General features: G+C 23.9%; 32 protein-coding genes and 2 pseudogenes. 20 read left to right on the forward strand and 14 right to left on the reverse strand.

Features of this window, described 5'->3' with window-relative positions; translation table 4 throughout:
* Positions 1 to 26: 26 nt before the first annotated feature.
* Both ABWV63_RS09630 and ABWV63_RS09635 read right to left on the reverse strand, forming a co-directional pair.
* The gene (locus ABWV63_RS09630) at positions 27 to 176 is read right to left on the reverse strand and encodes a hypothetical protein (protein ID WP_353306175.1); all 150 of its coding nucleotides are present in this window, start codon (positions 174 to 176) and stop codon (positions 27 to 29) included.
* Between the two features lie 57 nt (positions 177 to 233).
* Complete coding sequence (locus ABWV63_RS09635; protein WP_353306176.1) at positions 234 to 1,067, reverse strand: IS1595 family transposase; 834 nt, start codon at positions 1,065 to 1,067, stop codon at positions 234 to 236.
* 190 nt (positions 1,068 to 1,257) lie between these two features.
* Here ABWV63_RS09635 and rplK point away from each other — a divergent pair, with 190 nt between their 5' ends.
* From rplK to ABWV63_RS09665, 6 genes are all read left to right on the forward strand, one after another.
* Positions 1,258 to 1,704 carry a 50S ribosomal protein L11 gene (rplK, locus tag ABWV63_RS09640; protein WP_353306177.1) on the forward strand — a complete coding sequence of 149 codons (447 nt, stop codon included), beginning with the start codon at positions 1,258 to 1,260 and terminating at the stop codon, positions 1,702 to 1,704.
* Position 1,705: 1 nt separating this feature from the next.
* Positions 1,706 to 2,392: a 50S ribosomal protein L1 gene (rplA, locus tag ABWV63_RS09645; protein ID WP_353306178.1), complete on the forward strand. Its 687-nt coding sequence runs from the start codon at positions 1,706 to 1,708 to the stop codon at positions 2,390 to 2,392.
* 173 nt (positions 2,393 to 2,565) lie between these two features.
* Positions 2,566 to 2,946, forward strand: coding sequence for a hypothetical protein (locus ABWV63_RS09650; RefSeq protein ID WP_353306179.1), 381 nt, complete (start codon positions 2,566 to 2,568; stop codon positions 2,944 to 2,946).
* A gap of 10 nt (positions 2,947 to 2,956) precedes the next feature.
* A complete protein-coding gene (locus ABWV63_RS09655) occupies positions 2,957 to 3,331 on the forward strand; it encodes a hypothetical protein (RefSeq protein WP_353306180.1) in 375 nt (124 codons plus the stop codon).
* Positions 3,332 to 3,404: 73 nt separating this feature from the next.
* Positions 3,405 to 4,016 (forward strand): hypothetical protein, encoded by a 612-nt coding sequence (locus ABWV63_RS09660; protein WP_353306181.1) that lies wholly within the window; start codon positions 3,405 to 3,407, stop codon positions 4,014 to 4,016.
* A gap of 66 nt (positions 4,017 to 4,082) precedes the next feature.
* Positions 4,083 to 4,238: a hypothetical protein gene (locus ABWV63_RS09665; RefSeq protein ID WP_353307245.1), complete on the forward strand. Its 156-nt coding sequence runs from the start codon at positions 4,083 to 4,085 to the stop codon at positions 4,236 to 4,238.
* Between the two features lie 41 nt (positions 4,239 to 4,279).
* Here the strand turns inward: ABWV63_RS09665 and ABWV63_RS09670 are convergent, their stop codons facing one another.
* From ABWV63_RS09670 to ABWV63_RS09680, 3 genes are all read right to left on the reverse strand, one after another.
* Positions 4,280 to 4,834, reverse strand: a complete 555-nt coding sequence (locus ABWV63_RS09670) for a transposase (protein WP_353306182.1) — start codon at positions 4,832 to 4,834, stop codon at positions 4,280 to 4,282.
* 78 nt (positions 4,835 to 4,912) lie between these two features.
* The gene (locus tag ABWV63_RS09675; protein WP_353306183.1) at positions 4,913 to 5,275 is read right to left on the reverse strand and encodes a transposase; all 363 of its coding nucleotides are present in this window, start codon (positions 5,273 to 5,275) and stop codon (positions 4,913 to 4,915) included.
* A 66-nt stretch (positions 5,276 to 5,341) separates the two neighbouring features.
* Positions 5,342 to 5,551: an IS630 transposase-related protein gene (locus ABWV63_RS09680; protein ID WP_353306184.1), complete on the reverse strand. Its 210-nt coding sequence runs from the start codon at positions 5,549 to 5,551 to the stop codon at positions 5,342 to 5,344.
* Positions 5,552 to 5,971: 420 nt separating this feature from the next.
* Between ABWV63_RS09680 and ABWV63_RS09685 the strand changes: the two are divergent.
* Positions 5,972 to 7,097: pseudogene (locus ABWV63_RS09685) on the forward strand (IS3 family transposase).
* A 34-nt stretch (positions 7,098 to 7,131) separates the two neighbouring features.
* Here the strand turns inward: ABWV63_RS09685 and ABWV63_RS09690 are convergent.
* On the reverse strand, positions 7,132 to 8,109 hold the full coding sequence (locus tag ABWV63_RS09690) for a hypothetical protein (protein WP_353306185.1): 978 nt from the start codon (positions 8,107 to 8,109) through the stop codon (positions 7,132 to 7,134).
* A 987-nt stretch (positions 8,110 to 9,096) separates the two neighbouring features.
* Here ABWV63_RS09690 and ABWV63_RS09695 point away from each other — a divergent pair.
* Entirely contained in the window at positions 9,097 to 9,306 is a 210-nt protein-coding gene (locus ABWV63_RS09695) for an IS630 transposase-related protein (RefSeq protein ID WP_353306186.1), read from the forward strand.
* A gap of 66 nt (positions 9,307 to 9,372) precedes the next feature.
* A complete protein-coding gene (locus tag ABWV63_RS09700) occupies positions 9,373 to 9,984 on the forward strand; it encodes an IS630 family transposase (protein ID WP_353306187.1) in 612 nt (203 codons plus the stop codon).
* Positions 9,985 to 10,254: 270 nt separating this feature from the next.
* Here the strand turns inward: ABWV63_RS09700 and ABWV63_RS09705 are convergent, their stop codons facing one another.
* Entirely contained in the window at positions 10,255 to 10,662 is a 408-nt protein-coding gene (locus ABWV63_RS09705; protein ID WP_353306188.1) for a transposase family protein, read from the reverse strand.
* A 129-nt stretch (positions 10,663 to 10,791) separates the two neighbouring features.
* On the reverse strand, positions 10,792 to 11,115 hold the full coding sequence (locus ABWV63_RS09710; protein WP_353306189.1) for a transposase family protein: 324 nt from the start codon (positions 11,113 to 11,115) through the stop codon (positions 10,792 to 10,794).
* 200 nt (positions 11,116 to 11,315) lie between these two features.
* Here ABWV63_RS09710 and ABWV63_RS09715 point away from each other — a divergent pair, with 200 nt between their 5' ends.
* Both ABWV63_RS09715 and ABWV63_RS09720 read left to right on the forward strand, forming a co-directional pair.
* A complete protein-coding gene (locus ABWV63_RS09715) occupies positions 11,316 to 12,089 on the forward strand; it encodes an IS1595 family transposase (protein WP_353306190.1) in 774 nt (257 codons plus the stop codon).
* Between the two features lie 506 nt (positions 12,090 to 12,595).
* Positions 12,596 to 13,423, forward strand: coding sequence for an IS256 family transposase (locus tag ABWV63_RS09720; protein WP_353307246.1), 828 nt, complete (start codon positions 12,596 to 12,598; stop codon positions 13,421 to 13,423).
* Positions 13,424 to 13,577: 154 nt separating this feature from the next.
* Here ABWV63_RS09720 and ABWV63_RS09725 read toward each other — a convergent pair whose 3' ends face one another.
* From ABWV63_RS09725 to ABWV63_RS09735, 3 genes are all read right to left on the reverse strand, one after another.
* A complete protein-coding gene (locus ABWV63_RS09725) occupies positions 13,578 to 14,819 on the reverse strand; it encodes a DEAD/DEAH box helicase (RefSeq protein WP_353306191.1) in 1,242 nt (413 codons plus the stop codon).
* A 781-nt stretch (positions 14,820 to 15,600) separates the two neighbouring features.
* The gene (locus ABWV63_RS09730; protein WP_353306192.1) at positions 15,601 to 16,008 is read right to left on the reverse strand and encodes a transposase family protein; all 408 of its coding nucleotides are present in this window, start codon (positions 16,006 to 16,008) and stop codon (positions 15,601 to 15,603) included.
* Positions 16,009 to 16,137: 129 nt separating this feature from the next.
* Positions 16,138 to 16,461, reverse strand: a complete 324-nt coding sequence (locus ABWV63_RS09735; RefSeq protein ID WP_353306193.1) for a transposase family protein — start codon at positions 16,459 to 16,461, stop codon at positions 16,138 to 16,140.
* Positions 16,462 to 16,640: 179 nt separating this feature from the next.
* Between ABWV63_RS09735 and ABWV63_RS09740 the strand changes: the two genes are divergently transcribed.
* The 8 genes from ABWV63_RS09740 (at position 16,641) to ABWV63_RS09775 (ending at position 21,420) form a co-directional block, all read left to right on the forward strand.
* Positions 16,641 to 16,931: a hypothetical protein gene (locus ABWV63_RS09740; RefSeq protein WP_353306194.1), complete on the forward strand. Its 291-nt coding sequence runs from the start codon at positions 16,641 to 16,643 to the stop codon at positions 16,929 to 16,931.
* Between the two features lie 656 nt (positions 16,932 to 17,587).
* Positions 17,588 to 17,962, forward strand: a complete 375-nt coding sequence (gene rpsP / locus ABWV63_RS09745) for a 30S ribosomal protein S16 (protein WP_338974994.1) — start codon at positions 17,588 to 17,590, stop codon at positions 17,960 to 17,962.
* Between the two features lie 43 nt (positions 17,963 to 18,005).
* Positions 18,006 to 18,233 (forward strand): hypothetical protein, encoded by a 228-nt coding sequence (locus ABWV63_RS09750; protein ID WP_353306195.1) that lies wholly within the window; start codon positions 18,006 to 18,008, stop codon positions 18,231 to 18,233.
* 1 nt (position 18,234) lies between these two features.
* The gene (rimM, locus tag ABWV63_RS09755; RefSeq protein WP_353306196.1) at positions 18,235 to 18,750 is read left to right on the forward strand and encodes a ribosome maturation factor RimM; all 516 of its coding nucleotides are present in this window, start codon (positions 18,235 to 18,237) and stop codon (positions 18,748 to 18,750) included.
* Entirely contained in the window at positions 18,743 to 19,504 is a 762-nt protein-coding gene (gene trmD, locus ABWV63_RS09760) for a tRNA (guanosine(37)-N1)-methyltransferase TrmD (protein WP_342266252.1), read from the forward strand. Before rimM ends, trmD begins: the two co-directional genes overlap by 8 nt.
* Before the next feature lie 3 nt (positions 19,505 to 19,507).
* Positions 19,508 to 19,873: a 50S ribosomal protein L19 gene (rplS, locus tag ABWV63_RS09765; RefSeq protein ID WP_353306197.1), complete on the forward strand. Its 366-nt coding sequence runs from the start codon at positions 19,508 to 19,510 to the stop codon at positions 19,871 to 19,873.
* An 85-nt stretch (positions 19,874 to 19,958) separates the two neighbouring features.
* Positions 19,959 to 20,861, forward strand: a complete 903-nt coding sequence (gene ylqF, locus ABWV63_RS09770) for a ribosome biogenesis GTPase YlqF (protein ID WP_353306198.1) — start codon at positions 19,959 to 19,961, stop codon at positions 20,859 to 20,861.
* Positions 20,851 to 21,420, forward strand: a complete 570-nt coding sequence (locus ABWV63_RS09775) for a ribonuclease HII (RefSeq protein WP_353306199.1) — start codon at positions 20,851 to 20,853, stop codon at positions 21,418 to 21,420. The genes ylqF and ABWV63_RS09775 overlap by 11 nt, the downstream gene beginning before the upstream one ends.
* Before the next feature lie 53 nt (positions 21,421 to 21,473).
* On the opposite strand, the gene ABWV63_RS09780 is transcribed toward ABWV63_RS09775, so the two are convergent.
* The 3 genes and pseudogenes from ABWV63_RS09780 to ABWV63_RS09790 all read right to left on the reverse strand — a co-directional run bounded on the left by ABWV63_RS09780 (position 21,474) and on the right by ABWV63_RS09790 (position 24,107).
* Entirely contained in the window at positions 21,474 to 21,902 is a 429-nt protein-coding gene (locus tag ABWV63_RS09780; RefSeq protein ID WP_353306200.1) for an IS630 family transposase, read from the reverse strand.
* Positions 21,903 to 21,956: 54 nt separating this feature from the next.
* Positions 21,957 to 22,823 carry an IS256 family transposase gene (locus tag ABWV63_RS09785; protein WP_353306201.1) on the reverse strand — a complete coding sequence of 289 codons (867 nt, stop codon included), beginning with the start codon at positions 22,821 to 22,823 and terminating at the stop codon, positions 21,957 to 21,959.
* Between the two features lie 44 nt (positions 22,824 to 22,867).
* Positions 22,868 to 24,107: pseudogene (locus ABWV63_RS09790) on the reverse strand (IS256 family transposase).
* 137 nt (positions 24,108 to 24,244) lie between these two features.
* Between ABWV63_RS09790 and ABWV63_RS09795 the strand changes: the two are divergent.
* Positions 24,245 to 25,069, forward strand: a complete 825-nt coding sequence (locus ABWV63_RS09795; protein ID WP_353307247.1) for an IS256 family transposase — start codon at positions 24,245 to 24,247, stop codon at positions 25,067 to 25,069.
* Positions 25,070 to 25,123: the final 54 nt, after the last annotated feature.

The following is a 25,123-nucleotide window of genomic DNA, read 5'->3' on the forward strand; positions in this document are numbered from 1 at the left end:
ATATTATTATTGACAATTGATTAAATTTATTTACGGAATATGTCTAATCTTTTTGTTAATTCTTTATATAAACCTCCCTCTTTAAAAACTGTTGTTAAATCTTCAGTATTTTCTAATAATAAATCTACTGCTTTTGATATTGGATCATTATTATTAATATTTTGTTTTTTAGACATAGGTAACTCACTCTTTCTAGTTATTTAATTTTATTTACTAGAATTAATTAAACATAGTTATTTTTGTAAGTTACACAGATTACTAAACATTACCTCAAAAATAGGTATCTTATTGAATTTATATGCAGCTTCTTTTGCATATAAATGAATATTATGTTTTGAAACTTTTATGTGTGTTCGGAAAGTTCGTCGGATATGTTTTCATGCAGATTCAATCTGGTTTGTGTTTACACCTGTTGATGACACATACCCAACTTCATGATTTACGATTTCATGTTTGTGATAGAAGTTTTTGAAACTTCCATATCCCTTCCAAGAATCCGTAAATAGACAACACCCAGTAGAAATGTGTTTCAATGCAAATCATAAAAGGTTTTTCTCATCTGCTTTTTTCAATACTTTCACAATTAGTTTGTTGCTGGTTTTCTCATAAACTCCAACAATCAAGGTTTTATTCAACAAGGATCTTCCTTGTTTTTTAAAACCTACATGTGAAAGATACATTTCATCCATCTGTGCTGTGCGATCATCAATGAACCATGCATCTTGATTCCAAATTCTAGTTCTGATTTCATGACCCATTCTTCAAGTTTTTTTATATGTCACACCCAATTCCCTTGCAACATCTGTTGATGGTATACCATGCTTTGTGTTTATTCATCTAAAGATGAGATAAAACCGAGATGTCAAAGGTGTTTGTGACTTGTGAAAAATGGTGTCATGAAGAATACTAAATGTTTGATGACATTTCAAACATCTTATTCTTCTCAAATCAGAAACATTCAAACTAGAAGAAGCACACCTGATACATTTCATTACTTTCAACTTCGCTATATATTTCAAACAATCGTTTTCATTTTGAAATATGCTATTGAATTCATTTCAATTCATTTTTTCCTCGACACTAGTACATGTAGGGATAATTTCCAATAAAATTAAAATATATTTGACTACTAATTATAATGATGTTATTATTTGTAAAGTACTATTTATATATATAAATAGACTTTAATTATGTTTAAACTTGTGGAAGATTTATTCGTTTGGACCACAGTGAGAATCCATTTAGGAGGAGTTGCTCATGGCAGATAAAAAAAATATTAATCGTGAAGGTATTATTCAATTACCAGCTGGTAGTGCCAAACCAGGTGCTAGTTTAGCATCATTTGGTATTGATATGCCACGTTTTTGTAGAGAATTTAACGATAAAACCAAAGATCAAAAAGATGATGTTAATCCAGTTCCAATTCCAGTTTTTATTACAGCATATAAAGATAAAACTTTTGACTTTAAAACAAAAACTGCGCCAACAACATTTCTTTTAAAAAGAACATTGAAACTTGAAAAAGGTTCATCAAATGCTAAATTAACAAAAGTAGGAACACTTACTATTGCTCAAATCACAGAAATTGCTCAAATTAAATTACCTGATTTAAATGCTTATTCTTTAGAAGATGCAATTAAAATTGTTGCAGGAACAGCCAAGAATATGGGTATTACTGTTGAAGATGGAAAGCAAGGTTTTTAATATGAATAGAAGTAAAAGATATCTTGCAGTTGCAAAATTAGTTGATAACACTAAAGTTTATCCAATTGATCGTGCTTTAGAATTAGCTAAACAAACTTCATCATTAAAATTTGATGCAACAGTTGAAGCAGCATTTCGTTTAAATGTTGATCCAAGACATGCTGATCAAATGTTACGTGGTTCTATTGTTTTACCAGCAGGGACCGGAAAAACACAACGTGTTTTAGTAATAACTACTACTAAACAAAAAGAGGCAATGGAAAGTCAAACTGATTTTGTTGGCGGTAAGGAGATGATTGAAAAAATTCAAAAAGGTTGATTTGATTTTGATGTTATTATTGCAACACCCGAAATGATGGGTGAATTAGGAAAAATTGGTAGAGTATTAGGACCAAAAGGGTTAATGCCTACAGCAAAACTAGGAACAGTAACAATGGATGTTCAAAAAGCAATAGCTGATATTCGTAAAGGTAAAGTTGAATATCGTGTTGATAAACAAGGTAATATTCATGTTATTCTTGGTAAAGTATCATTTGCACAAGAAGCGTTAAAAGATAACTATTTAGCAATTCTTAACACTTTAAGAAAAGTTAAACCCGCAGCAGTTAAGAGTACTTATATTAAAAATATAAGTATTACTACAGCAATGGGCCCTGGTATTAAAGTATTAATTGAAGAAATAATATAATAATATAGAAAAAATCATTAGTAAAAGTACTAATGATTTTTTTATGTTTTTATTCATAATTTTTTTAATATTTAAAAAAATTTTACGCTATAATTTATTTATTGTGATAATACCAATTAATACATTATTTTGGTAAAACAATAAAATAATTAGGTAGTAAAGGAGAAACCTTAATGAAAAATCTTATAAATCTTTTTAAGAAACAAAATTGAGGAATAAAAATTGGCTTTGCCTCACTGGTAATTAGTTTGCTCTGTTTAGCATTAGGACTAATTTTAATTGCAACAGCCAATTTTAAAGCCCCAAGCGGAGGAAGTTCACAATATGCCGGAAATGGCTTTCATGCTATTTCTGTATGAGGACTTGATAGTTTTTTAAGAAAAGCTGGCTATGATCAAATGCGAACAGATGCTACTAGTGATAAACTTTTAACTTATCCTCTTGCGCAAGTAGTTGTCGGAATTGTATTTACAGTAATTTTAACTGCTATCTTTCTTGGTGTTAGTGTTTTATCTTTAATATTTGGTTATTTTAAACGTTGATTATATTATTAGTGTTTAGTAAGTGTTAAATATGGATAAAAATGTAGAATATAAAAAAGTTACATCTTGGGATTGAAAGCAAAAACTAGGATTATTCTTATGTATTTTAACTTTGTTTTTTATAATAATTAGTTTAATACTATTCGGAACAGCTATTTTTAATGATCACTATAATAATTTTCTTGGTAACGGTTTTTGAAGTTTAAAACACTATGGTATTATTAATTTGTTTTATAATTGAGTTCAACTAGATATAGAAGCGGCTAAAAATACTTATGTTTCTCATCCTTTTGAACAAGTTTATTTTGCAATTATTTTTTTAATCATTATTGTACCAATATGTTTTGTTCTTGGAGTTAGTTTATTAGTTAGAGGATGATGAAAGTCAAGAATTTAATATATAATTACTTCATAAATTTATTTATAGTAAAATTTAATAATCATTATTTCATTAAAAAGGGTGTATTATGATGTTTAATTCTAAAAAAATAATTGTTTTTTTACTAATAAATATTGTGTGAGTAGTAGTTTGGATTATGATAAATATTAGTTACGATAGTTATCGCGATCCAATTTTAAATTATGTACCACATAGCAACGATTATTTAACAAATGAACCAACTAATCAATTGGTTCCTAAAGCAAAAAAACCTAAACATGTAGTTATGGTGCGTATACATTGGAAGCACGTGATGTTTTACCAACTTATTCTGCTTCAAATTGAGCAAGTGTTATGTTTGTTACAAGATCCTATTAAGCATGGTGTTGTTGATCAAGATTTGTGGAATGTTCATCATACTGTTCATGCTGAAGTAAAATCTGATCAAATAAGTATTTTTAGTTCTATTATTGATAAGTATGGTCCTTCAAAAAAAATATTTGGTTATGCTAGTGAAGGTCAAATGATTGCTAATTTTCAGCCCAAAGGGCAAGAAAATATAAAAACTTTAATTAGTAATAATGGTAATTATTGTGCAACAGGAAATGATAAACAAACTTTTGAAAATACGAAAAATGTATTAATTAATAAACCTTTATTTTCATTTTTTTATTATGTTAATCCTGATTTAGCAGGTCATTAACGTGAATGAAATAGCGAAGAATATTATCAAGCGATTAGTCAGACTGATAAATATATTGTAGGTACTATTGAAAATTTAAAAGATTTAGAAATGCGAGAAGATACCTTATTAATTATTAGTTCTGATCATGGAGGTGTTTCACAATATCATGGTCATTCTTCTGATGCTGAACAAAAAATTCCTTTGCTTTTGCAGGAAATTGTATTCCAAAACACGGAATAATAGAGGCTTTTTAAAAATCTGTGTATCTTTTTACAAAGTTACTAGTTTAGATTAATTCTATCTTCGAATTTTATCATAAAATGAGCAATTGCTGTATTTCAATTTTGAATGGGCAGTGTTCATTTTTTTGTTATATTTTCAATTGCTAAGTAAAATATTTTAAAAACTGCCATATCATTTGGAAAAACTTTTTTATTTATAATAACTTTTCGTAATTGACTATTAACAGATTCAATAGCATTTGTTGTATAAATAACTCTTTTGATTTCTGCAGGATAACTAATAAAAACCATTAAATTATCTCAATTTTTATATCATGATTTAGCAATTTGAGGATATTGTTTATTTCATTTACTTTCAAAAGATTCTAAAACTTGCATTGCTTGTTCTTCGCTACATGCACTATAAATTGGTTTTAAATCTGTAACTAGTGATTTTCTATGTTTGTATGAAACATATTTTAAACTATTTCTAATTTGATGAACTATGCATAATTGATGTTCGGTTTTAGGATAAACTAATTGTATTGCTTCTGACATTCCTGTTAAATTGTCACTACAAGCAATAAGAATATCATTTAAGCCTCGATTTTTCATTTCTGTGAAATTAGATAATCAAAACTTAGAACCTTCATTTTCACTAATTCATAAACCTAAAACATCTTTTGAGGCTTTTTAAAAATCTGTGTATCTTTTTACATATGATTCAAAAATTTTACTGTTGCAATGTCCTTCAAATGCTCATAGGGCTTTTAATTTGCCTTTATTTAGTGAACCAATTATACTCATTCTTTTTATTTTATATGCGGGTTTATTATCAAATAATATTTTACCTTTTTCAGATCAACCATATTTATAAAATTCATTATCATCAATTCCAGATTCATCAATATATAATACTAAATCTTCATTCATTATTTTAGCTATTTCTTTTAAAAAATCTTCTTGTTTGTTTTTATCTCTTTGTTCATATAGAAAAGTTTTTTTATATGTATAATTTAGTTTTTTGAAATAGTTATAAACTGTTTCTTTAGTCATATCACCAAATTTTTCAATTACTTTTTGAACTGTAATATCTTCATTTTGCGCTAAATAATTTTTTTATTAATCTAAATCCTTTATTTTGTGGCTATGTCCTTTTTGATAATTCAAAATTGGTTTTATATGCCCAGTTTCTTTTTTTCTTTTTCTTCATAAGAATAAAGTCTTTCTAGTAATATTGAACAATTTACAAATTTCTTTAATTTTCATGTTTGTACTTTCATAGGCTTCTATTACTTTTCTTCGTAAGTCTTCACTGTATGGTTTTGGCATAATTTAATCTTCCTAATCTATTTTAAATATTGCTGAATTGTACTTTTAAATTCAAAAACTGTTTAAATTACATATTATTATTTTACATTATTTATGAGTAAACATTACTTTAGTTAGATATACCTAAAAACTTAAAGGTACATTTTTATTGTAAAATTAATATAATATTGATTAAAAAGTATTACTTCTTCTTTTTTTGTCAAAAAAATAATTAGTGGTATTACTGTTAATTTCTTTTTGTAAATATTTATTTCATGTAGTTATTTGTTAAAATTGTATATTTTCTAAATTTTCATTACATAAATTATTATGGAAATTATCCCCACATGTACTAGCGTGGATAATGGATGGATTACACTTTATTGGACACTAATTACGTAGACAAGTGAACAAATTAGTTAAAAGAAAGGAATTATAATTATGGCCAATATTAAATCATATTCAGATGAATTTAAAAAACAAATAGTAGCGTTATATCAAAGTGGTAAGTCAGTGTCTTGTCTTGCTAAAGAGTACAATGTTACAAGAGCAGCTACTTATAATTGAATTAAGCAATTTACTAATTCAGGCAGTTTTAAAACCAAAGATAACCGTTCTGTTGAAGAAAATGAATTAATTAAATTAAGAAAAGAATTAAAACAATTAAGAATAGAAAATGATATTTTAAAGCAAGCAGCACTAATAATAGGAAGAAAATAGAAATTATTACTAAAAATAAAGTTAAATATAAAATTCGTACAATGTGTCGTTTTTTAAAATTCTCTAAATCAACATATTATTTTAATTTCAAGAAAAAAGAAGATAAAATTAAAAATAATATGTATGATGAAGCTGTTATTAGTGCTTTTAAAGAAAATAAAGAAGCTTATGGAACAAGAAGATTAAAAGTTGTTCTAAAAAAAAGAAAATTAATTTATCAAGACGAAAAATTAAAAAAATTATGAATCAACATAATTTAATATCAAAATACACTAAATTATCATACAAAAATTATCATAATAAAGTCAATGATAGTCAAATTACTAATCTTGTTAATAGATACTTTAATAATAGGCTTAAAAATGAAGTTATTGTTAGTGATTTAACTTATGTTCAAGTTAATGGTAAATAAAACTATATTTGCTTATTAATCGACCTGTACAATCGCGAAATTATTGGACATAGTTTAGGTACTAAAAAAGATGCATCATTAGTATATCAAGCATTTATGTGCTCAAATCGTTGTTTAAAAAATATTCAAATATTTCATAGCGATCGCGGTAATGAATTTAATAATAAAACTATTGATAAACTTTTATTAGCCTTCAATATTACCCGCTCTTTAAGCAAAAAAGGTTGTCCTTATGATAACGCTGTTGCTGAAGCGACTTTCAAAACTTTCAAAACATAATTTATTAATGATAAAAATTTTACATCATTGATCCAATTAAAATTATAATTATTTGATTATATCAATTGATACAACAACATAAGAATCCACGGCACTCTAAACTACTTAACCCCCATAAAACACCAAACACAAATGTCTACCAAAAAACAGTCCTAAAAAAGGTTGCCATTCCATAATTTCCTTATTATTTTTAAATAACCTTATTAATTTGATTTTTTGCTTTATATTCAACAAATATTTTTTGAAAAAGAGGATCTGTTAAAACATTATTTAATACTAGTTGTTCATATGTTTCATAGTTGTGATTTCTTTGCACATAATATGTTTCATAAGCAAATAAGTGCATAATCATATTGCCAATGGTAGGATTACTTTCTTTGTTATTTTTTCAAAGTATTTCTTGTAGTTTAATACCGTGTTTTTTAAATAACATATTCATTGAATGTTTTATTTTATGTGGTCTACTTAATATTAATTTTTCAATGGCACTACTAATATTAAGACCATTATCAAATATATCATCTAAACTATGAATAAAATTTCTCAATTGAATTAATTCAAGATCTTCAAATAATTGTTCATTATCTTGCAAATTTTTTTTCATTAATAACATTTTAACATGACTATCATTTTGTTCAATATAAATAGGGATTTTAATCATATTAGTGAAACTTCTAATGATTGGAATTAATTCTTGTTTAAATTGATAGCCTAAATGGTAGTGAATTATAAAAAATAATAATAAAAGATTTTCATATATTTTATTTAAATTCAAAAAGGTAAGTGATTTTTTATGTTCATCTATTGTTTTAATAAATGACTGATGGAATTGAGTGATAATATTAATAATATCTTGTGAAGTATTTTCCAAACATATGTTTTTAAAATTGGTAAGTATAGTTTTTTTATATATAAGATTTGCATTATTAAATTCTTTTAAAGCATTTTTATAATAATCTGTTGTGAATGTTTCTGAAAGTTCTTTTTGTAAACTATTAATTTTTTCTTCATCACAAAGAATAACTGCGTCTTGATAGTTTAAAAATAAAACAATTCAATTTATACACATTTTTTTTTGATCAACAGTTAAATTTGTATCAACGAAACATTGGAATAAAGCACCGCCAGTTTCAATGATACACTCATCAGCTGTTTTGTTAATTAACATTATTTGGCACCTAACTTTCTTTTTTTTGTAGTTTTAATAATTTAATTAAAAAGTGTTTTAAGGTCAACTATCTTCTTTAATATTCTATCATTATAAATGACTTTTTTAAATTTTAGTAAAAATTACCAATTTTAATATTTTTTTAAACAAGTTAAAAAATGACTATTAACTTTAGTTTTTTAAATAACTTGAAAAAATATTTAAAAATTTTTTAAATCATTAGATAATCATATGTATTTTTTGTTCAATAGTTAAGTTTGCATCAATGAAACATTGAAATAAAAAACCTCTATTTTAATGATGTAATTATTAGTTGTTATATTAATTAACATTATTTGGCACCTAACTTTCTTTTTTTGTAGTTTTAATAATGTAATTAAAAAGTGTTTTAAGGTCAACTATCTTCTTTAATATTCTATCATTATAAATGACTTTTTTAAATTTTAGTAAAAATTACCAATTTTAATATTTTTTTAAACAAGTTAAAAAATGACTATTAACTTTAGTTTTTTAAATCATTAGATAATAAGATGTATTTTTTTGTTCAATAGTTAAGTTTGCATCAATGAAACATTGAAATAAAAAACCTCTATTTTAATGATGCAATTATTAGTTGTTATATTAATTAACATTATTTGGCACCTAACTTTCTTTTATAATTTGATAACTTTTAATTAAAATATATTTTAAAAGTCAGTTATCTCTTTTAATCTTCTATCATTATAAATGACTTTTTTAAATTTTAGTAAAAATTACCAATTTTAATATTTTTTAAACAAGTTAAAAAATATTATTAAATTTAAATTCTAAAATGTTATTTTTAAAATTATTTAATGATTTTAAAGTAGGCTGCTATTATTATATTTATAACTAACTAAAGTAATATTTACTCATAAATAATGTAAAATAATAATATGTAATTTAAACAGTTTTTGAATTTAAAAGTACAATTCAGCAATATTTAAAATAGATTAGGAAGAATAAATTATGCCAAAACCATACAGTGAAGACTTACGAAGAAAAGTAATAGAAACCTATGAAAGTAAAAACATGAAAATTAAAGAAATTTGTAAAGTGTTCAATATTACTAGAAAGACTTTATTCTTATGAAGAAAAAGAAAAAAAGAAACTGGGCATATAAAACCAATTTTGAATTATCAAAAAGGACATAGCCACAAAATAAAGGATTTAGATTAATAAAAAAATTATTTAGCGCAAAATAAAGATGTTACAGTTCGAAAAGTAATTGAAAAATTTGGTGATATGATTAAAGAAATATTTTATAACTATTTCAAAAAACTAAATTATACATATAAAAAAACTTTTCTATATGAACAAAGAGATAAAAATAAACAAGAAGATTTTTTAAAAGAAATAGCTAAAATAATGAATGAAGATTTAGTATATATTGATGAATCTGGAATTGATGATAATGAATTTTATAAATATGGTTGATCTGAAAAAGGTAAAAGATTATTTGATAATAAATCCGCATATAAAATAAAAAGAATGAGTATAATTGGTTCGCTAAATAAAGGTAAATTAAAAGCCCTATGAGCATTTGAAGGACATTGCAACAGTAAAATTTTTGAATCATATGTAAAAAATATACTAATTCCAGTATTAAAGCGTGGACAAATTATAGTTTTAGATAATGCAACGTTTCATAAATCTAAATTAACACAACAATTAATTGAAAATGCTGGATGCAAACTATTATTTCTTCCACCATATTCTCCTAATTTAAATCCAATTGAACATTTTTGATTTGCTATAAAACATAATATAAGAAAAATATTACCAAATTATTGACCAAATATTAAAAAAGCTATTGATTTTGTTTTTCAAGATATGAGTAAACATTACTTTATTTAGATATATATATATAACATCAACATATACTTTAAAATTGAAGTAATGCTCATATTTTATCTCAAATTCTTTAGACATATTCCGTAAATAAATTTAATCAATTGTCAATAATAATATTTATAAATTTTTTAGTGTCAATAATTATAGAAGTTAATATTTTTAAAAAAATACTTTAAAAATAAATTTATATTTCAAACACAAAAATTGTTAATATTATTTTTATATTAACTTGATAAAAATTTAAATTTTTAAAAAAATATTTTTAATATTTTTTTATTTTAATGGTTTTGTTTTATTAAAAATTTCACAAAGTAAGTTAAATCTTAAGTACATAAGTCTAAATATACTTTTTCTACATTTATTTATTAAAATTTTGAATCTTTTTAATCAAGCAAAAACATGTTCAACTTTAATTATAATTTTTGAAATAATTTTATTGTAGATTTTTTCTTGTTTAGTTAATTTTTTATTTTTAGTTTTTTTAATTGGTAATATAGTATTTTTATAAATATTTTGTATTCCTTGATATCCCAAATCACCAATAATTATTGTTTTTTCTGAAAATTCAAGATTTGAATTTTTTAATATTTGAAAATCATGTACTTTTCCATTATCAGCAAAAATATCAACAATTTTTTTATTAAAAAAGTCATGTATAATTTGAAATTTTATAGAAAACATTCAACTTTTACCAGAAAAATATTCTAACTGTAGTTTTTTTTAGTTGGTCTTTCAATTTCAATTTCAGTTTAATCAATTAAATAAAATTGAAATTCATTTAAATCTTCTTGTTTTTTCTCAATTTTTGATTTATATTTTTTTTAAAAACTGATAATCTTTGTCATCACTAAGTTTATTTTCTACTCAAGTAATATTTCGAAAACAACTTGATGCACTCATTTTATATTTAATACTCATTTGGAAAAAAGTATAATATTCTTTTCAGTATACTAAAGTCATCATCAATCTTTCTTCAACTGAAAGTTTATATTTTCTACCTTTAGTTTTTTTTAAATTTTCTATTTCAATTAATTTTGTTAACATTTCATCAAAATGAAAACGTTTTATAACAAAATATCTATAAAATGGTTCATTTTTTAATTTTTTTAAATTTTCAAAATTAATTTTTATCAACACCTTATTTTTTTATTAATAAAGAAATTATAAAATAAATTTTAAATTATTAATTGACTTTTAAAAAATTTATTTACGGAATATGTCTTTTATACAAGGGAGTCTAATAATTTTTAAATAAGTATAATTTGTTATGCAAGTTTTTTATAAACTTTTATATTTTGGAAATTATCCCCACATGTACTAGTGTGGAGGAAAAAATGAATTGAAATGAATTCAATAGCATATTTCAAAATGAAAACGATTGTTTGAAATATATAGCGAAGTTGAAAGTGATGAAATTTATAAGGTGTGCTTCTTCTAGTTTGAATGTTTCGGATTTGAGAAGAATAAGATGTTTAAAATGTCATCAAACATTTAGTATTCTTCATGACACCATTTTTCACAAGTCACAAACACCTTTGACATCTTGGTTTTATCTCATCTTTAGATGAATAAACACAAAGCATGGTATAGCACCAACAGATGTTGCAAGGGAATTGGGCGTGACATATAAAACAGCTTGAAGAATGGGTCATGAAATCAGAACTATAATTTGGAATCAAGATGCAGGATTCATTGATGATGGCACAGCACAGATGAATGAAATGTATCTTTCACATGTAGGTTTTAAAAAACAAGGAAGATCCTTGTTGAATAAAACCTTGATTGTTGGAGTTTATGAGAAAACCAGCAACAAACTAATTGTGAAAGTATTGAAAAAAGCAGATGAGAAAAACCTTTTATGATTTGCATTGAAACACATTTCTACTGGGTGTTGTCTATTTACGGATTCTTGGAAGGGATATAGAAGTTTCAAAAAACTTCTATCACAAACATGAAATCGTAAATCATGAAGTTGGGTATGTGTCATCAACAGGTGTAAACACAAACCAGATTGAATCTGCATGAAAACACATCCGACGAACTTTCCGAAAACACATAAAAGTTTCAAAACACAATATTCATTTATACGCAAAAGAAGCTGCATATAAATTCAATAAGATACCTAGTTTTGAAACTATAATTTTGTGTTTGATTTAGATGCATGCGGGGATAATTTCCTAGATAGGCTTTTATCTCCATTTATGTGATAAAATTTAAAAATAGTACATAAAGGGATAAAATCCTATATTTTTTCTAATTTTTTAAATATTAATTTTATAATCAAAAACTTAGTTAAACACTTATGGGACAAGATGTGATAGTGTGAATCTTGTATTCTTATTCTAACACATAATATTTGAAACTTCTTCTTTTTGGAAATTATTATTAATTGTAAAAAAACTTTAGTATTAGCGATAATTATTGGTTAAAAGCATTTTTTACTATAAATTAATTATAAAATAGATTATTAAAATTATAGTATTTTGACTTTAATAAGAGTAAAAAAACTAATTTTATGAAAAATAAATAAATTTTGTAAAACAAAAAATAATATGTCTAAGGTAAAATTGAGATTAATGTACCACGAGATCGTAATAGTAATTTTGAGCCAGTAATAGTTGCAAAAAGACAAAGAAGATTTGATGGTTTTGATCAACAATTTCTTTCGTTATATGCCAAAGGCATGACTTTATCAGATATTAGAATGCAGTTACAAGAGTTATATCATGGTGCTGATATTAGTGAAAGTGTTATTAGTCAAATTACTGATGATGTTATTGATGATGTTAAAGCATGACAAAATCGGCCATTAGAAAGTGTTTATCCGATTGTTTATTTTGATTGTATAGTAGTTAAAGTGCGACAAGATAAACGCATTATTAACAAATCAGTTTATATAGCACTAGGAGTTGATTTAGAAGATAAAAAAGATGTTTTAGGTTTATGAATTAGTGAAAATGAAGGTTCTAAGTTTTGATTATCTAATTTCACAGAAATGAAAAATCGAGGCTTAAATGATATTCTTATTGCTTGTAGTGACAATTTAACAGGAATGTCAGAAGCAATACAATCAGTTTATCCTAAAACCGGACATCAATTATGCATAGTTCATCAAATTAGAAATAGTTTAAAATATGTTTCATACAAACATAGAAAATCACTAGTTACAGATTTAAAACCAATTTATAGTGCATTTAGTGAAGAACAAGAAATGCAAGCTTTAGAATATTTTGAAAGTAAATGAAATAAACAATATCCTCAAATTGCTAAATCATGATATAAAAATTGAGATAATTTAATGGTTTTTATTAGTTATCCTGCAGAAATCAAAAGAGTGATTTATACAACAAATGCTATTGAATCTGTTAATAGTCAATTACGAAAAGTTATTAGAAATAAAAAAGTTTTTCCAAATGATATGGCAGTTTTTAAAATATTTTAATTAGCAATTGAAAATATAACAAAAAAATGAACACTGCCCATTCAAAATTGAAATACAGCAATTGCTCATTTTATGATAAAATTTGAAGATAGAATTAATCTAAACTAGTAACTTTGTAAAAAGATACACAGATTTTTAAAAAGCCTCTATAATTTTAATATTTTGGTTTTCTTTTTCATTTTGAATTATTATCAACATTACGTTTAAAATCATTTCTATTGTTATGAGATGAAAAATTTAATTTAGTCGTTACTTTAACAACATTTTTAGGTAAATCTCAACCTGTAGTATCTAGTAAAGTAATTTTGTGATTTTGATAATATTGAATTTCTTGAATTTCATTATATTGAACTCTATTACTTACTAAAGTAATAGCAGTGCCTTGTGCTCCAGCACGAGCTGTTCTACCAATACGATGAGTATAGTATTCATATTCGCGTGGAATATCATAATTAAAAACATAATCAATACCATTAATGTCAATTCCTCTAGCAACAACATCAGTAGCGATTAGTACTTTAACCTTACCATTTTTAAATTGTCTCATTGCTTCCATACGTTCTCTTTGACTTTTATCACCGTTAATAACAGCACATTTAATATTATTTTGTTCTAATAATTGTGCGATTTTGTTAGTAAAATCTTTTGTATTTGAAAAAACAATACTTAATTGTGGTTGTAATTTTTGATATAAAGCAACTAATGCAGTTTCTTTTGTTATATTATGACAATCAAAATAATATTGTTTAATATTTGCTTGTTGTAATTTTTGACTTTCATCTTCAACACTAATACTAACTGGATTATTTTGATAATCATCAGCAATTTTTAAAACTGGTTTTGACATTGTCGCTGAAAAAAGAACAGTTTGAATATTTTGAGGTGAATTTTCAAATAAGAAATCAATATCTTTTTTAAATCCCATTTTTAACATTTCATCTGCTTCATCTAAAACTAATGTTTTAATTGAATTTAATCTTAAACTACCACGATTAATATGATCAGTAATTCTTCCTGGTGTTCCAACAACTATATTACTAGTTCTTAAATCATATAATTGATTTCTAATATTAACACCACCGCATAATAAAGCAACATTAACACCATTTAAAAAATAAGCATATTTTTTTACTTGTTTAGCGACTTGGATTGCTAATTCTCTAGTTGGACAAACAATAATGGCTTGATTACGATATAATTTTATATCTAAATTATGTAATATAGGTAAGACAAAGGCAGCGGTTTTTCCGGTTCCGGTATGACTTTTTCCGATAATATCTTTTTTTTGTAAAGAAACTGGAATTGTCTTCTTTTGAATTGGTGTTGGGGTAGTATAACCTCATTTAGCAATAGCAGCAGTTAATTCTTGTTTTAAATTTAGTTCTGTAAAACTCATATATTTCTCCTTAAAAATAAATTTTGAATAAATTTAGAAAAAATGATAATTATAACCTGAAAAATAACCTCTAAAAGATGATTATTTTAAAAAAGGATTAGTTTTATTTATTATTTATATATAATATACTTACTTACATTTTGAAGTATTAATTCATCTAATTTTTCTAAAATTAAAAGTTGTCAAATAATTTCATGATATTATTTATTTCTTTGACATCATTAACAACTTTTTTAATATTTTTTTTATCAATCATATCTTAAAAGAAAATTGCGAATTAATCAACAACTTAAATATAATACACTATTTTTAATTAAATGTAAAGATAAATTTATAGAAATGAAAATATAAAAATAATAATTAAAATACTATACAAATTTTTAAATTTATTAAATTTAAATGGCTTTTATCTCCATTTATGTACTATTTTTAAATTTTATCACATAAATGGAGATAAAAGCCTATCTAGGGAATTATCCCCGCATGTATCTAAATCAAACACAAAATTATAGTTTCAAAAGTAGTTATCTTATTGAATTTATATGCAGTTTCTTTTGCATATATAGCTAACTAAAGTAATAGACATATTCCGTAAATAAATTTAATCAATTGTCAATAATAATATTTATAAATTTTTTAGTGTTAATAATTATAGAAGTTAATATTTTTAAAAAAATACTTTAAAAATAAATTTATATTTCAAACACAAAAATTGTTAATATTATTTTTATATTAACTTGATAAAAATTTAAATTTTTAAAAAAATATTTTTAATATTTTTTTATTTTAATGGTTTTGTTTTATTAAAAATTTCACAAAGTAAGTTAAATCTTAAGTACATAAGTCTAAATATACTTTTTCTACATTTATTTATTAAAATTTTGAATCTTTTTAATCAAGCAAAAACATGTTCAACTTTAATTATAATTTTTGAAATAATTTTATTGTAGATTTTTTCTTGTTTAGTTAATTTTTTATTTTTAGTTTTTTTAATTGGTAATATAGTATTTTTATAAATATTTTGTATTCCTTGATATCCCAAATCACCAATAATTATTGTTTTTTCTGAAAATTCAAGATTTGAATTTTTTAATATTTGAAAATCATGTACTTTTCCATTATCAGCAAAAATATCAACAATTTTTTTATTAAAAAAGTCATGTATAATTTGAAATTTTATAAAAAACATTCAACTTTTACCAGAAAAATATTCTAACTGTAGTTTTTTTTAGTTGGTCTTTCAATTTCAATTTCAGTTTAATCAATTAAATAAAATTGAAATTCATTTAAATCTTCTTGTTTTTTCTCAATTTTTGATTTATATTTTTTTTAAAAACTGATAATCTTTGTCATCACTAAGTTTATTTTCTACTCAAGTAATATTTCGAAAACAACTTGATGCACTCATTTTATATTTAATACTCATTTGGAAAAAAGTATAATATTCTTTTCAGTATACTAAAGTCATCATCAATCTTTCTTCAACTGAAAGTTTATATTTTCTACCTTTAGTTTTTTTTAAATTTTCTATTTCAATTAATTTTGTTAACATTTCATCAAAATGAAAACGTTTTATAACAAAATATCTATAAAATTGTTCATTTTTTAATTTTTTTAAATTTTCAAAATTAATTTTTATCAACACCTTATTTTTTTATTAATAAAGAAATTATAAAATAAATTTTAAATTATTAATTGACTTTTAAAAAATTTATTTACGGAATATGTCTAATATAATTATTAAGTTTAATATAAGTTTTTTACCCATTGCTTTTTTTAAGTAAATGGGTTTATTAATAAAAAAATAAGAGGTAAAGAAGAATGGTAAATGATTTAGTTAATATAAATAAGTTTATAAAAAGTTTAAATACAAATAATATTAATAGTATAGATTTGATGCAACAATATTATTATCATGAAATAAGAGAAAATATAGAAATATATTATGAAGTAATTGAAAAATTAGACAATATTTTTTCATTATTTAATATAACTATAGAAGAAGAAGAAAGAATTAGAAAATGAAAAAATAATTTTTTAAAAATTATTACTTTTGGTTTTTGAGATTGAAATAAAAAAATAACAGTTCAACAAGAAGAATTAGAGAATTAGAAAATTAATAATGAAGAATTGATAAAAGCGAAAGAATTAGAAAATGAAAAACTAAAAGAAGAAAAAACTAATATTTTGATTGAAAAACTAAAAAAAATATGTTTGAAATAACTAGTGTTCTTGCAGAAGTTGACATTTTAGAAGAAGAATTTAAAAAAATGCTCAGTGAAAAAACTAATAATAAACCTGAATGTGAAATTGCATAGGAAGCAATTGAAGTACTAAGTAAAAAAAGAAGGTCATGTTGTTCACAAGATAGTGGTTTTGACTCAAATGCAAGTAGCTATAGTGAAGAATCTTCTTATCCAGAAAAATTAAATCCATTTATTAATGATGATGATGTAAGTTCTCAATCAACCAGTATTTTTAGTAAACCAATTTTGCCAAAAATGTAAATAGATAAATGTAGTTATTAAAATTAACAATTATTTTAATAATTAAATATTAATAAATAAATTATTTAAATACTTACATCAGTAAGTGTTTTTAATAAAAAAAACTTATTTATTTAGAAAAAATATGTAACTTAGTAAAAATAAAGAAATTATTATTTTAAAATATTTTTATCTGTTAAGTATTTTAACTTGACATAATTATCTGAATAAGATATTATTAAAAAGGTTTATTTGCCACAAATTAATAGAAAGAGGTAATTTATGGTTAAATTACGCTTAATACCAACAGGAAAAAGTAAATCAGTGCAACCTAGTTACAGAATTGTTGCGATTGATGCAAGAACAAAACTTAATGGTAGATATATTGATAAATTAGGTACTTATAATCCAACAAGCAAAGAAAAACAAGTAACTATCGATGAAGTAAAAGCATTAAAATTTTTATCAAATGGTGCTCAACCAACAGAAACTGTTCGCAGTTTATTATCAGCAGAAGGAATTATGACTAAATTTCATAATTTAAGACAAGAGAGAAAAAGTAGCAAACCTAAAAAAATAACAAAAAAAGTTACTGTAAAAAATAAAAAAACTGCTACTACTAATTCTATTAAAAAAGAAGAAGCACCTGCTACTTAATATTAAAATATGCTACAAGTGATTAATTAATATGTATGTAACATTGTTAGAACATTTAATTGAACCAATTTTACTTGATAAAATTTGTGAAGTTGAGATTCGCGAATTAGCAGAAAAAAATCACTATGATTTAATATTAATGGTACCAAAATCATTAATATCAGTATTGATTGGTAAAAAAGGAAATACTATTCGTGCGTTATCAACAATTATTGAAAGTAAATCATATTTAGAAAATAATACTATTAAATTAGTAATTAATGAGTTTTAAGATGAAATATTTAGAATTAGGTACTATTGTTAATACTCATGGTCTTATTGGTGAAGTTAAGGTTTTATGTAATTATTATGGTAATAAATTTTCATGAAAAGAAAAAACAACAGTTTATTTAGAAGAAACTAAACAACTAACACCTTTAATTATTTCAAGAGTAAGAAATCATAAGCAGTTTTTATTATTAACATTTAAAAATTATAATACTATTGAGTTAGTAGAAGGTATGAAAAATAAAAATTTAGTTATTAATACTGAAGAAATAATTAATGACAACTTACCTTTATTTTATGAAGATATTCTAAATTATGAAGCATTTGATGCTAATAATAATGCTTTTTTAGGAAAAGTTATTGCTTTCTTAGATAATAATCATCAAGGTTTATGAGAAATAAAAATGACTAATAAAAAAACCTTTTTTATTCCTAATAATAAAGTATTTATTAATAAAATTAATAAAGAAGAACAAAAAGTTTATTTTAATATTATTGTAGGATTAATTAATAATGACTAAAAACCAATTCACAATTATAACTTTATTTCCCAATGCTTTTAATGATTTTATGCAAACATCAATTATCAAACGAGCTATTACTAAAAAACAAATTAGCATTGATATTATTGATATTAGAAGTTTTGCTAATAATAAACACCAACAAGTTGATGATGCTCCTTATGGCGGTGGTAATGGTATGGTTTTACAAGCAATGCCAGTAATTAATGCTATTAATAGCGTAAAACTTAAATATCCTGAGGCTAAAACAATTTTACTTAGTCCACAAGGTCAACAATGAAATCAACAATTAGCTTATAAATATAGTCAAAAAAATATTAATTATATTTTAGTTTGTGGTCATTACGAAGGTATTGATGAACGCATTATGTCTTATATTGATGAAGAGATTTCAATTGGTGATTATGTATTAACTGGTGGTGAATTACCAGCAATGGTTATTATTGATTGTATTACTAGGTTAATTCCTAATGTTATTCAACATCAATCTCATCTTAATGATTCTTTTAATAATTCATTATTGGATTATCCAACATATACAAGACCAGAAGAAGTACTAGGTATGAAAGTTCCAGAGGTTCTAATTGGTGGTCACCATGAAAAAATAGCAGAATATCGTCATCAACAAGCATTAATTAATACTTATAAAAAAAGAATTGATTTATTTAAAAAATATCAATTATCTGCAAAAGATAAAATAATAATTGAAGAATATAAATCTTCACTTAAAAAAAATAAACGAAAGGAGAAATAAAACATGCAAAATGCAATTATTAAATTAGTGAGTGAAAGTCAACTAAATCATAATCTTCCTAATTTTAAATCTGGAGATACAATCCAAATATTTTCTAAAATTAAAGAAGAAAAAAAAGAACGTATTCAAATGTTTGAAGGGGTAGTTATTGCTCGCAAAGGTTCAGGAATTACGCAAAATGTTATTGTTCGTAAAACTGTTGGTGGTAAAGGTGTCGAAAAAACATTTGCTTTACATTCACCATTAATTGATAAAATTAATGTTATTCGTAAGGGTAAAGTAAGAAGAGCACGTATTTTCTACTTACGTAAATTAAGCGGTAAAGTTGCTAGAATTAAAGAAATTAAAACAGTAAAACCTGTTAAATAACAATTAAACCACCGTTATTAAAATCAATGGTGGTTTTCTAAATTGATATAAAATAATAATAAAATTTATTAAAGGAGTTAAAAAAATGCCTAATGAAAGTACCCATAATCAAATTCATTGATTCCCTGGTCATATGATGAAAGCCATTAAAGCAATTGAAACTAAGTTACCAATTATTGATGTTGCAATTGAAGTTTTAGATGCACGAGCACCATTAGCAACAAAAAGTACTTTATTAGATCGTTTATTAGAGAAAAAAATAAGAATTATTGTTCTTAACAAAGTTGATTTAGCAGATGATAATTTTACTAAAAAATGAGTTAATTTTTTTGAAAGTCAAGGTTTTTCTGTTTTATTGGCAAAATCATTAACTACAAAAATGAAACCGCAGTTATTAAATTTAATTACTAAATTAATGGAGCCACAAATGGAAAAACAATTGGCAAAAGGTATTGTTAATCCAAAAATTAAGGTATTAATTATGGGATTACCAAATACGGGTAAATCAACATTTATCAATAATTTATTACAACGTAAAGTAACACAAACTGCTAATATACCTGGTGTTACTAGAGGTCAACAATGAATTAAATTAAATCCAACGATTGATTTGTTAGATAGTCCTGGTATTTTACCACCAAAAATGAATGATCAAAAAGTAGTAATGATTTTAGCTTTAATTAAAGCAATTCCTGTTAAACATTTATTTTTAGAAGAAATGGCTAATTTTGCTTTAACCTTTTTACTTGATAATTATTATGAAAGATTAGTAAAATATTATAATATTAATTTTGAAATTAAAAATATTAATGATGAAACATTATTTCTTTATTTTAAGAAATTAGCACAAAAATATCATTTAAAATTGGCTAATGATGAAGATAATACTCATCGTGCCATGAATTTATTTATTAATGATTTACAAGTAGGGAAATTAGGGTTAATTTCATTTGAAATACCACCTAAGATTTTAAAACATGAAAAGTAGTTTACGATACGAAATTGATAATTATTCATCAGGAACATTAATTGCTGGTTTTGATGAAGTGGGAAGGGTAACTATTGCGGGGCCAATTGTTGTTGCGAGCGTTATTCTTAAACCAAACTTTAATCATCCTTTAATTAAAGATTCAAAACAATTATCAGCAAAACAACGAATAGCAACGTATCAAATTATAATTGATAATGCACTAACAGTTGCTGTTAGTATTAAAAGTCATCAATTTGTTAATATTCATAATCCTAAGCAGAATAGTATTTTAGCAATGATAGAAGCATTTAATAAATTAAAAATATTACCTGATGCGTGTTTAGTTGATTTTGAAAAACCACAATTTCCTAATTTTCTAGGAAAAGTTGAAGCAATAGTTAAAGGTGATCAAAAATCACTTAATATTGCTAGCGCTTCGATTATTGCTGAAGTAGTAAGAGATAAAATTATGATTGATTATGATACTAAATATCCTAATTATGAGTTTAAAAATCATAAAGGGTATTATACAAAAAATCATCAGATAGCATTACAAAATTATGATATAGCTAACTAAAGTAATGTTTACTCATATCTTGAAAAAAAATCAATCGCTTTTTTAATATTTAGTTAATAATTTGGTAATATTTTTCTTATATTATGTTTTATAGCAAATCAAAAATGTTCAATTGGATTTAAATTAGTAGAATATGGTGGAAGAAATAATAGTTTGCATCCAGCATTTTCAATTAATTGTTGTGTTAATTTAGATTTATGAAACGTTGCATTATCTAAAACTATAATTTGTCCACGCTTTAATACTGGAATTAGTATATTTTTTACATATGATTCAAAAATTTTACTGTTGCAATGTCCTTCAAATGCTCATAGGGCTTTTAATTTACCTTTATTTAGTGAACCAATTATACTCATTCTTTTTATTTTATATGTGGGTTTATTATCAAATAATCTTTTACCTTTTTCAGATCAACCATATTTATAAAATTCATTATCATCAATTCCAGATTCATCAATATATAATACTAAATCTTCATTCATTATTTTAGCTATTTCGATGCTTTTTAAAAATCTGTGTATCTTTTTACAAAGTTACTAGTTTAGATTAATTCTATCTTCAAATTTTATCATAAAATGAGCAATTGCTGTATTTCAATTTTGAATGGGCATTGTCCATTTTTTTGTTATATTTTCAATTGCTAAGTAAAATATTTTAAAAACTGCCATATCATTTGGAAAAACTTTTTTATTTCTAATAACTTTTCGTAATTGACTATTAACAGATTCAATAGCATTTGTTGTATAAATAACTCTTTTGATTTCTGCAGGATAACTAATAAAAAACATTAAATTATCTCAATTTTTATATCATGATTTAGCAATTTGAGGATATTGTTTATTTCATTTACTTTCAAAAGATTCTAAAGCTTGCATTGCTCGTTCTTCACTACATGCACTATAAATTGGTTTTAAATCTGTAACTAGTGATTTTCTATGTTTGTATGAAACATATTTTAAACTATTTCTAATTTGATGAACTATGCATAATTGATGTTCGGTTTTAGGATAAACTGATTGTATTGCTTCTGACATTCCTGTTAAATTGTCACTACAAGCAATAAGAATATCATTTAAGCCTCGATTTTTCATTTCTGTGAAATTAGATAATCAAAACTTAGAACCTTCATTTTTACTAATTCATAAGCCTAAAACATCTTTTTTACCTTCTAAATCAACTCCTAGTACTATATAAACTGATTTGTTAATAATGCGTTTATCTTGTCGCACTTTAACTACTATACAATCAAAATAAACAATCGGATAAACAATTTCTAATGGCCGATTTTGTCATGCTTTAACATCATCAATAACATCATCAGTAATTTGAATAATAACACTTTCACTAATATCAGCACCATGATATAACTCTTGTAACTGCATTCTAATATCTGATAAAGCCATGCCTTGAGGCTTTTTAAAAATCTGTGTATCTTTTTACAAAGTTACTAGTTTAGATTAATTATATCTTCAAATTTTATCATAAAATGAGCAATTTCTGTATTTCAATTTTGAATGGGCATTGTCCATTTTTTTGTTATATTTTCAATTGCTAAGTAAAATATTTTAAAAACTGCCATATCATTTGGAAAAAAATTTTTTATTTCTAATAACTTTTCGTAATTGACTATTAACAGATTCAATAGCATTTGTTGTATAAATAACTATTTTGATTTCTGCAGGATAACTAATAAAAACCATTAAATTATCTCAATTTTTATATCATGATTTAGTAATTTGAGGATATTGTTTATTTCATTTACTTTCAAAAGATTCTAAAGCTTGCATTGCTTGTTCTTCACTACATGCACTATAAATTGGTTTTAAATCTGTAACTAGTGATTTTATATGTTTGTATGAAACATATTTTAAACTATTTCTAATTTGATGAACTATGCATAATTGATGTTCGGTTTTAGGATAAACTGATTGTATTGCTTATGACATTCCTGTTAAATTGTCACTACAAGCAATAAGAATATCATTTAAGCCTCGATTTTTCATTTCTGTGAAATTAGATAATTAAAACTTAGAACCTTCATTTTCACTAATTCATAAACCTAAAACATCTTTTTTAACTTCTAAATCAACTCCTAGTGCTATATAAACTGATTTGTTAATAATGCGTTTATCTTGTCGTACTTTAACTACTATACAATCAAAATAAACAATCGGATAAACACTTTCTAATGGCCGATTTTGTCATGCTTTAACATCATCAATAAAATCATCAGTAATTTGGCTAATAACACTTTCACTAATATCAGCACCATGATATAACTCTTGTAACTGCATTCTAATATCTGATAAAGTCATGCCTTTTGCATATAATGAAAGAACTTGTTGATCAAAACCATCAAATCTTATTTGTCTTTTTGCAACTATTACTGGCTCAAAATTACTATTACGATCTCGTGGTACATTAATCTCAATTTTACCTTGTTGGGTTATTAATTTTTTTGAACTTATACCATTACGAGCATTTTCACTAGTATTATGTTGATTTTTTTCATATCCTAAATAATTTTGCATTTCAGAATTCAACATTTTTTCAACTAATCTTTTTGTTAATTATTTATATAAACCTCCCTCTTTAAAAACTGTTGTTAAATCTTCAGTATTTTCTAATAATAAATCTACTGCTTTTGATATTGGAACATTATTATTAATATTTTGTTTTTTAGACATAAGTAACTCACTCTTTCTATTTATTTAATTTTATTTACTAGAATTAATTAAACATAGTTATTTTTGTAAGTTACACAGATTACTAAACATTACCTATAAGTTCAAAAAAATTAATAACCCAACAAGGTAAAATTGAGATTAATGTACCACGAGATCGTAATAGTAATTTTGAGCCAGTAATAGTTGCAAAAAGACAAAGAATATTTGATGGTTTTGATCAACAAGTTCTTTCATTATATGCCAAAGGCATGACTTTATCAGATATTAGAATGCAGTTACAAGAGTTATATCATGGTGCTAATATTAGCGAAAGTGTTATTAGTCAAATTACTGATGATGTTATTGATGATGTTAAAGCATGACAAAATCGGCCATTAGAAAGTGTTTATCCGATTGTTTATTTTGATTGTATAGTAGTTAAAGTACGACAAGATAAACGCATTATTAACAAATCAGTTTATATAGCACTAGGAGTTGATTTAGAAGGTAAAAAAGATGTTTTAGGCTTATGAATTAGTGGAAATGAAGGTTCTAAGTTTTGATTATCTAATTTCACAGAAATGAAAAATCGAGTCTTAAATGATATTCTTATTGCTTGTAGTGACAATTTAACAGGAATGTCAGAAGCGATACAATCAGTTTATCCTAAAACCGAACATCAATTATGCATAGTTCATCAAATTAGAAATAGTTTAAAATATGTTTCATACAAACATAGAAAATCACTAGTTACAGATTTAAAACCAATTTATAGTGCATGTAGCGAAGAACAAGCAATGCAAGCTTTAGAATATTTTGAAAGTAAATGAAATAAACAATATCCTCAAATTGCTAAATCATGATATAAAAATTGAGATAATTTAATGGTTTTTATTAGTTATCCTGCAGAAATCAAAAGAGTGATTTATACAACAAATGCTATTGAGGTAATGTTTAGTAATCTGTGTAACTTACAAAAATAACTATGTTTAATTAATTCTAGTAAATAAAATTAATTAAATAGAAAGAGTGAGTTG

This window comes from Spiroplasma ixodetis (assembly GCF_040369795.1).
In the GTDB taxonomy this organism is placed as follows: Bacteria; Bacillota_I; Bacilli_A; order Mycoplasmatales; family VBWQ01; genus Spiroplasma_E; species Spiroplasma_E ixodetis_B.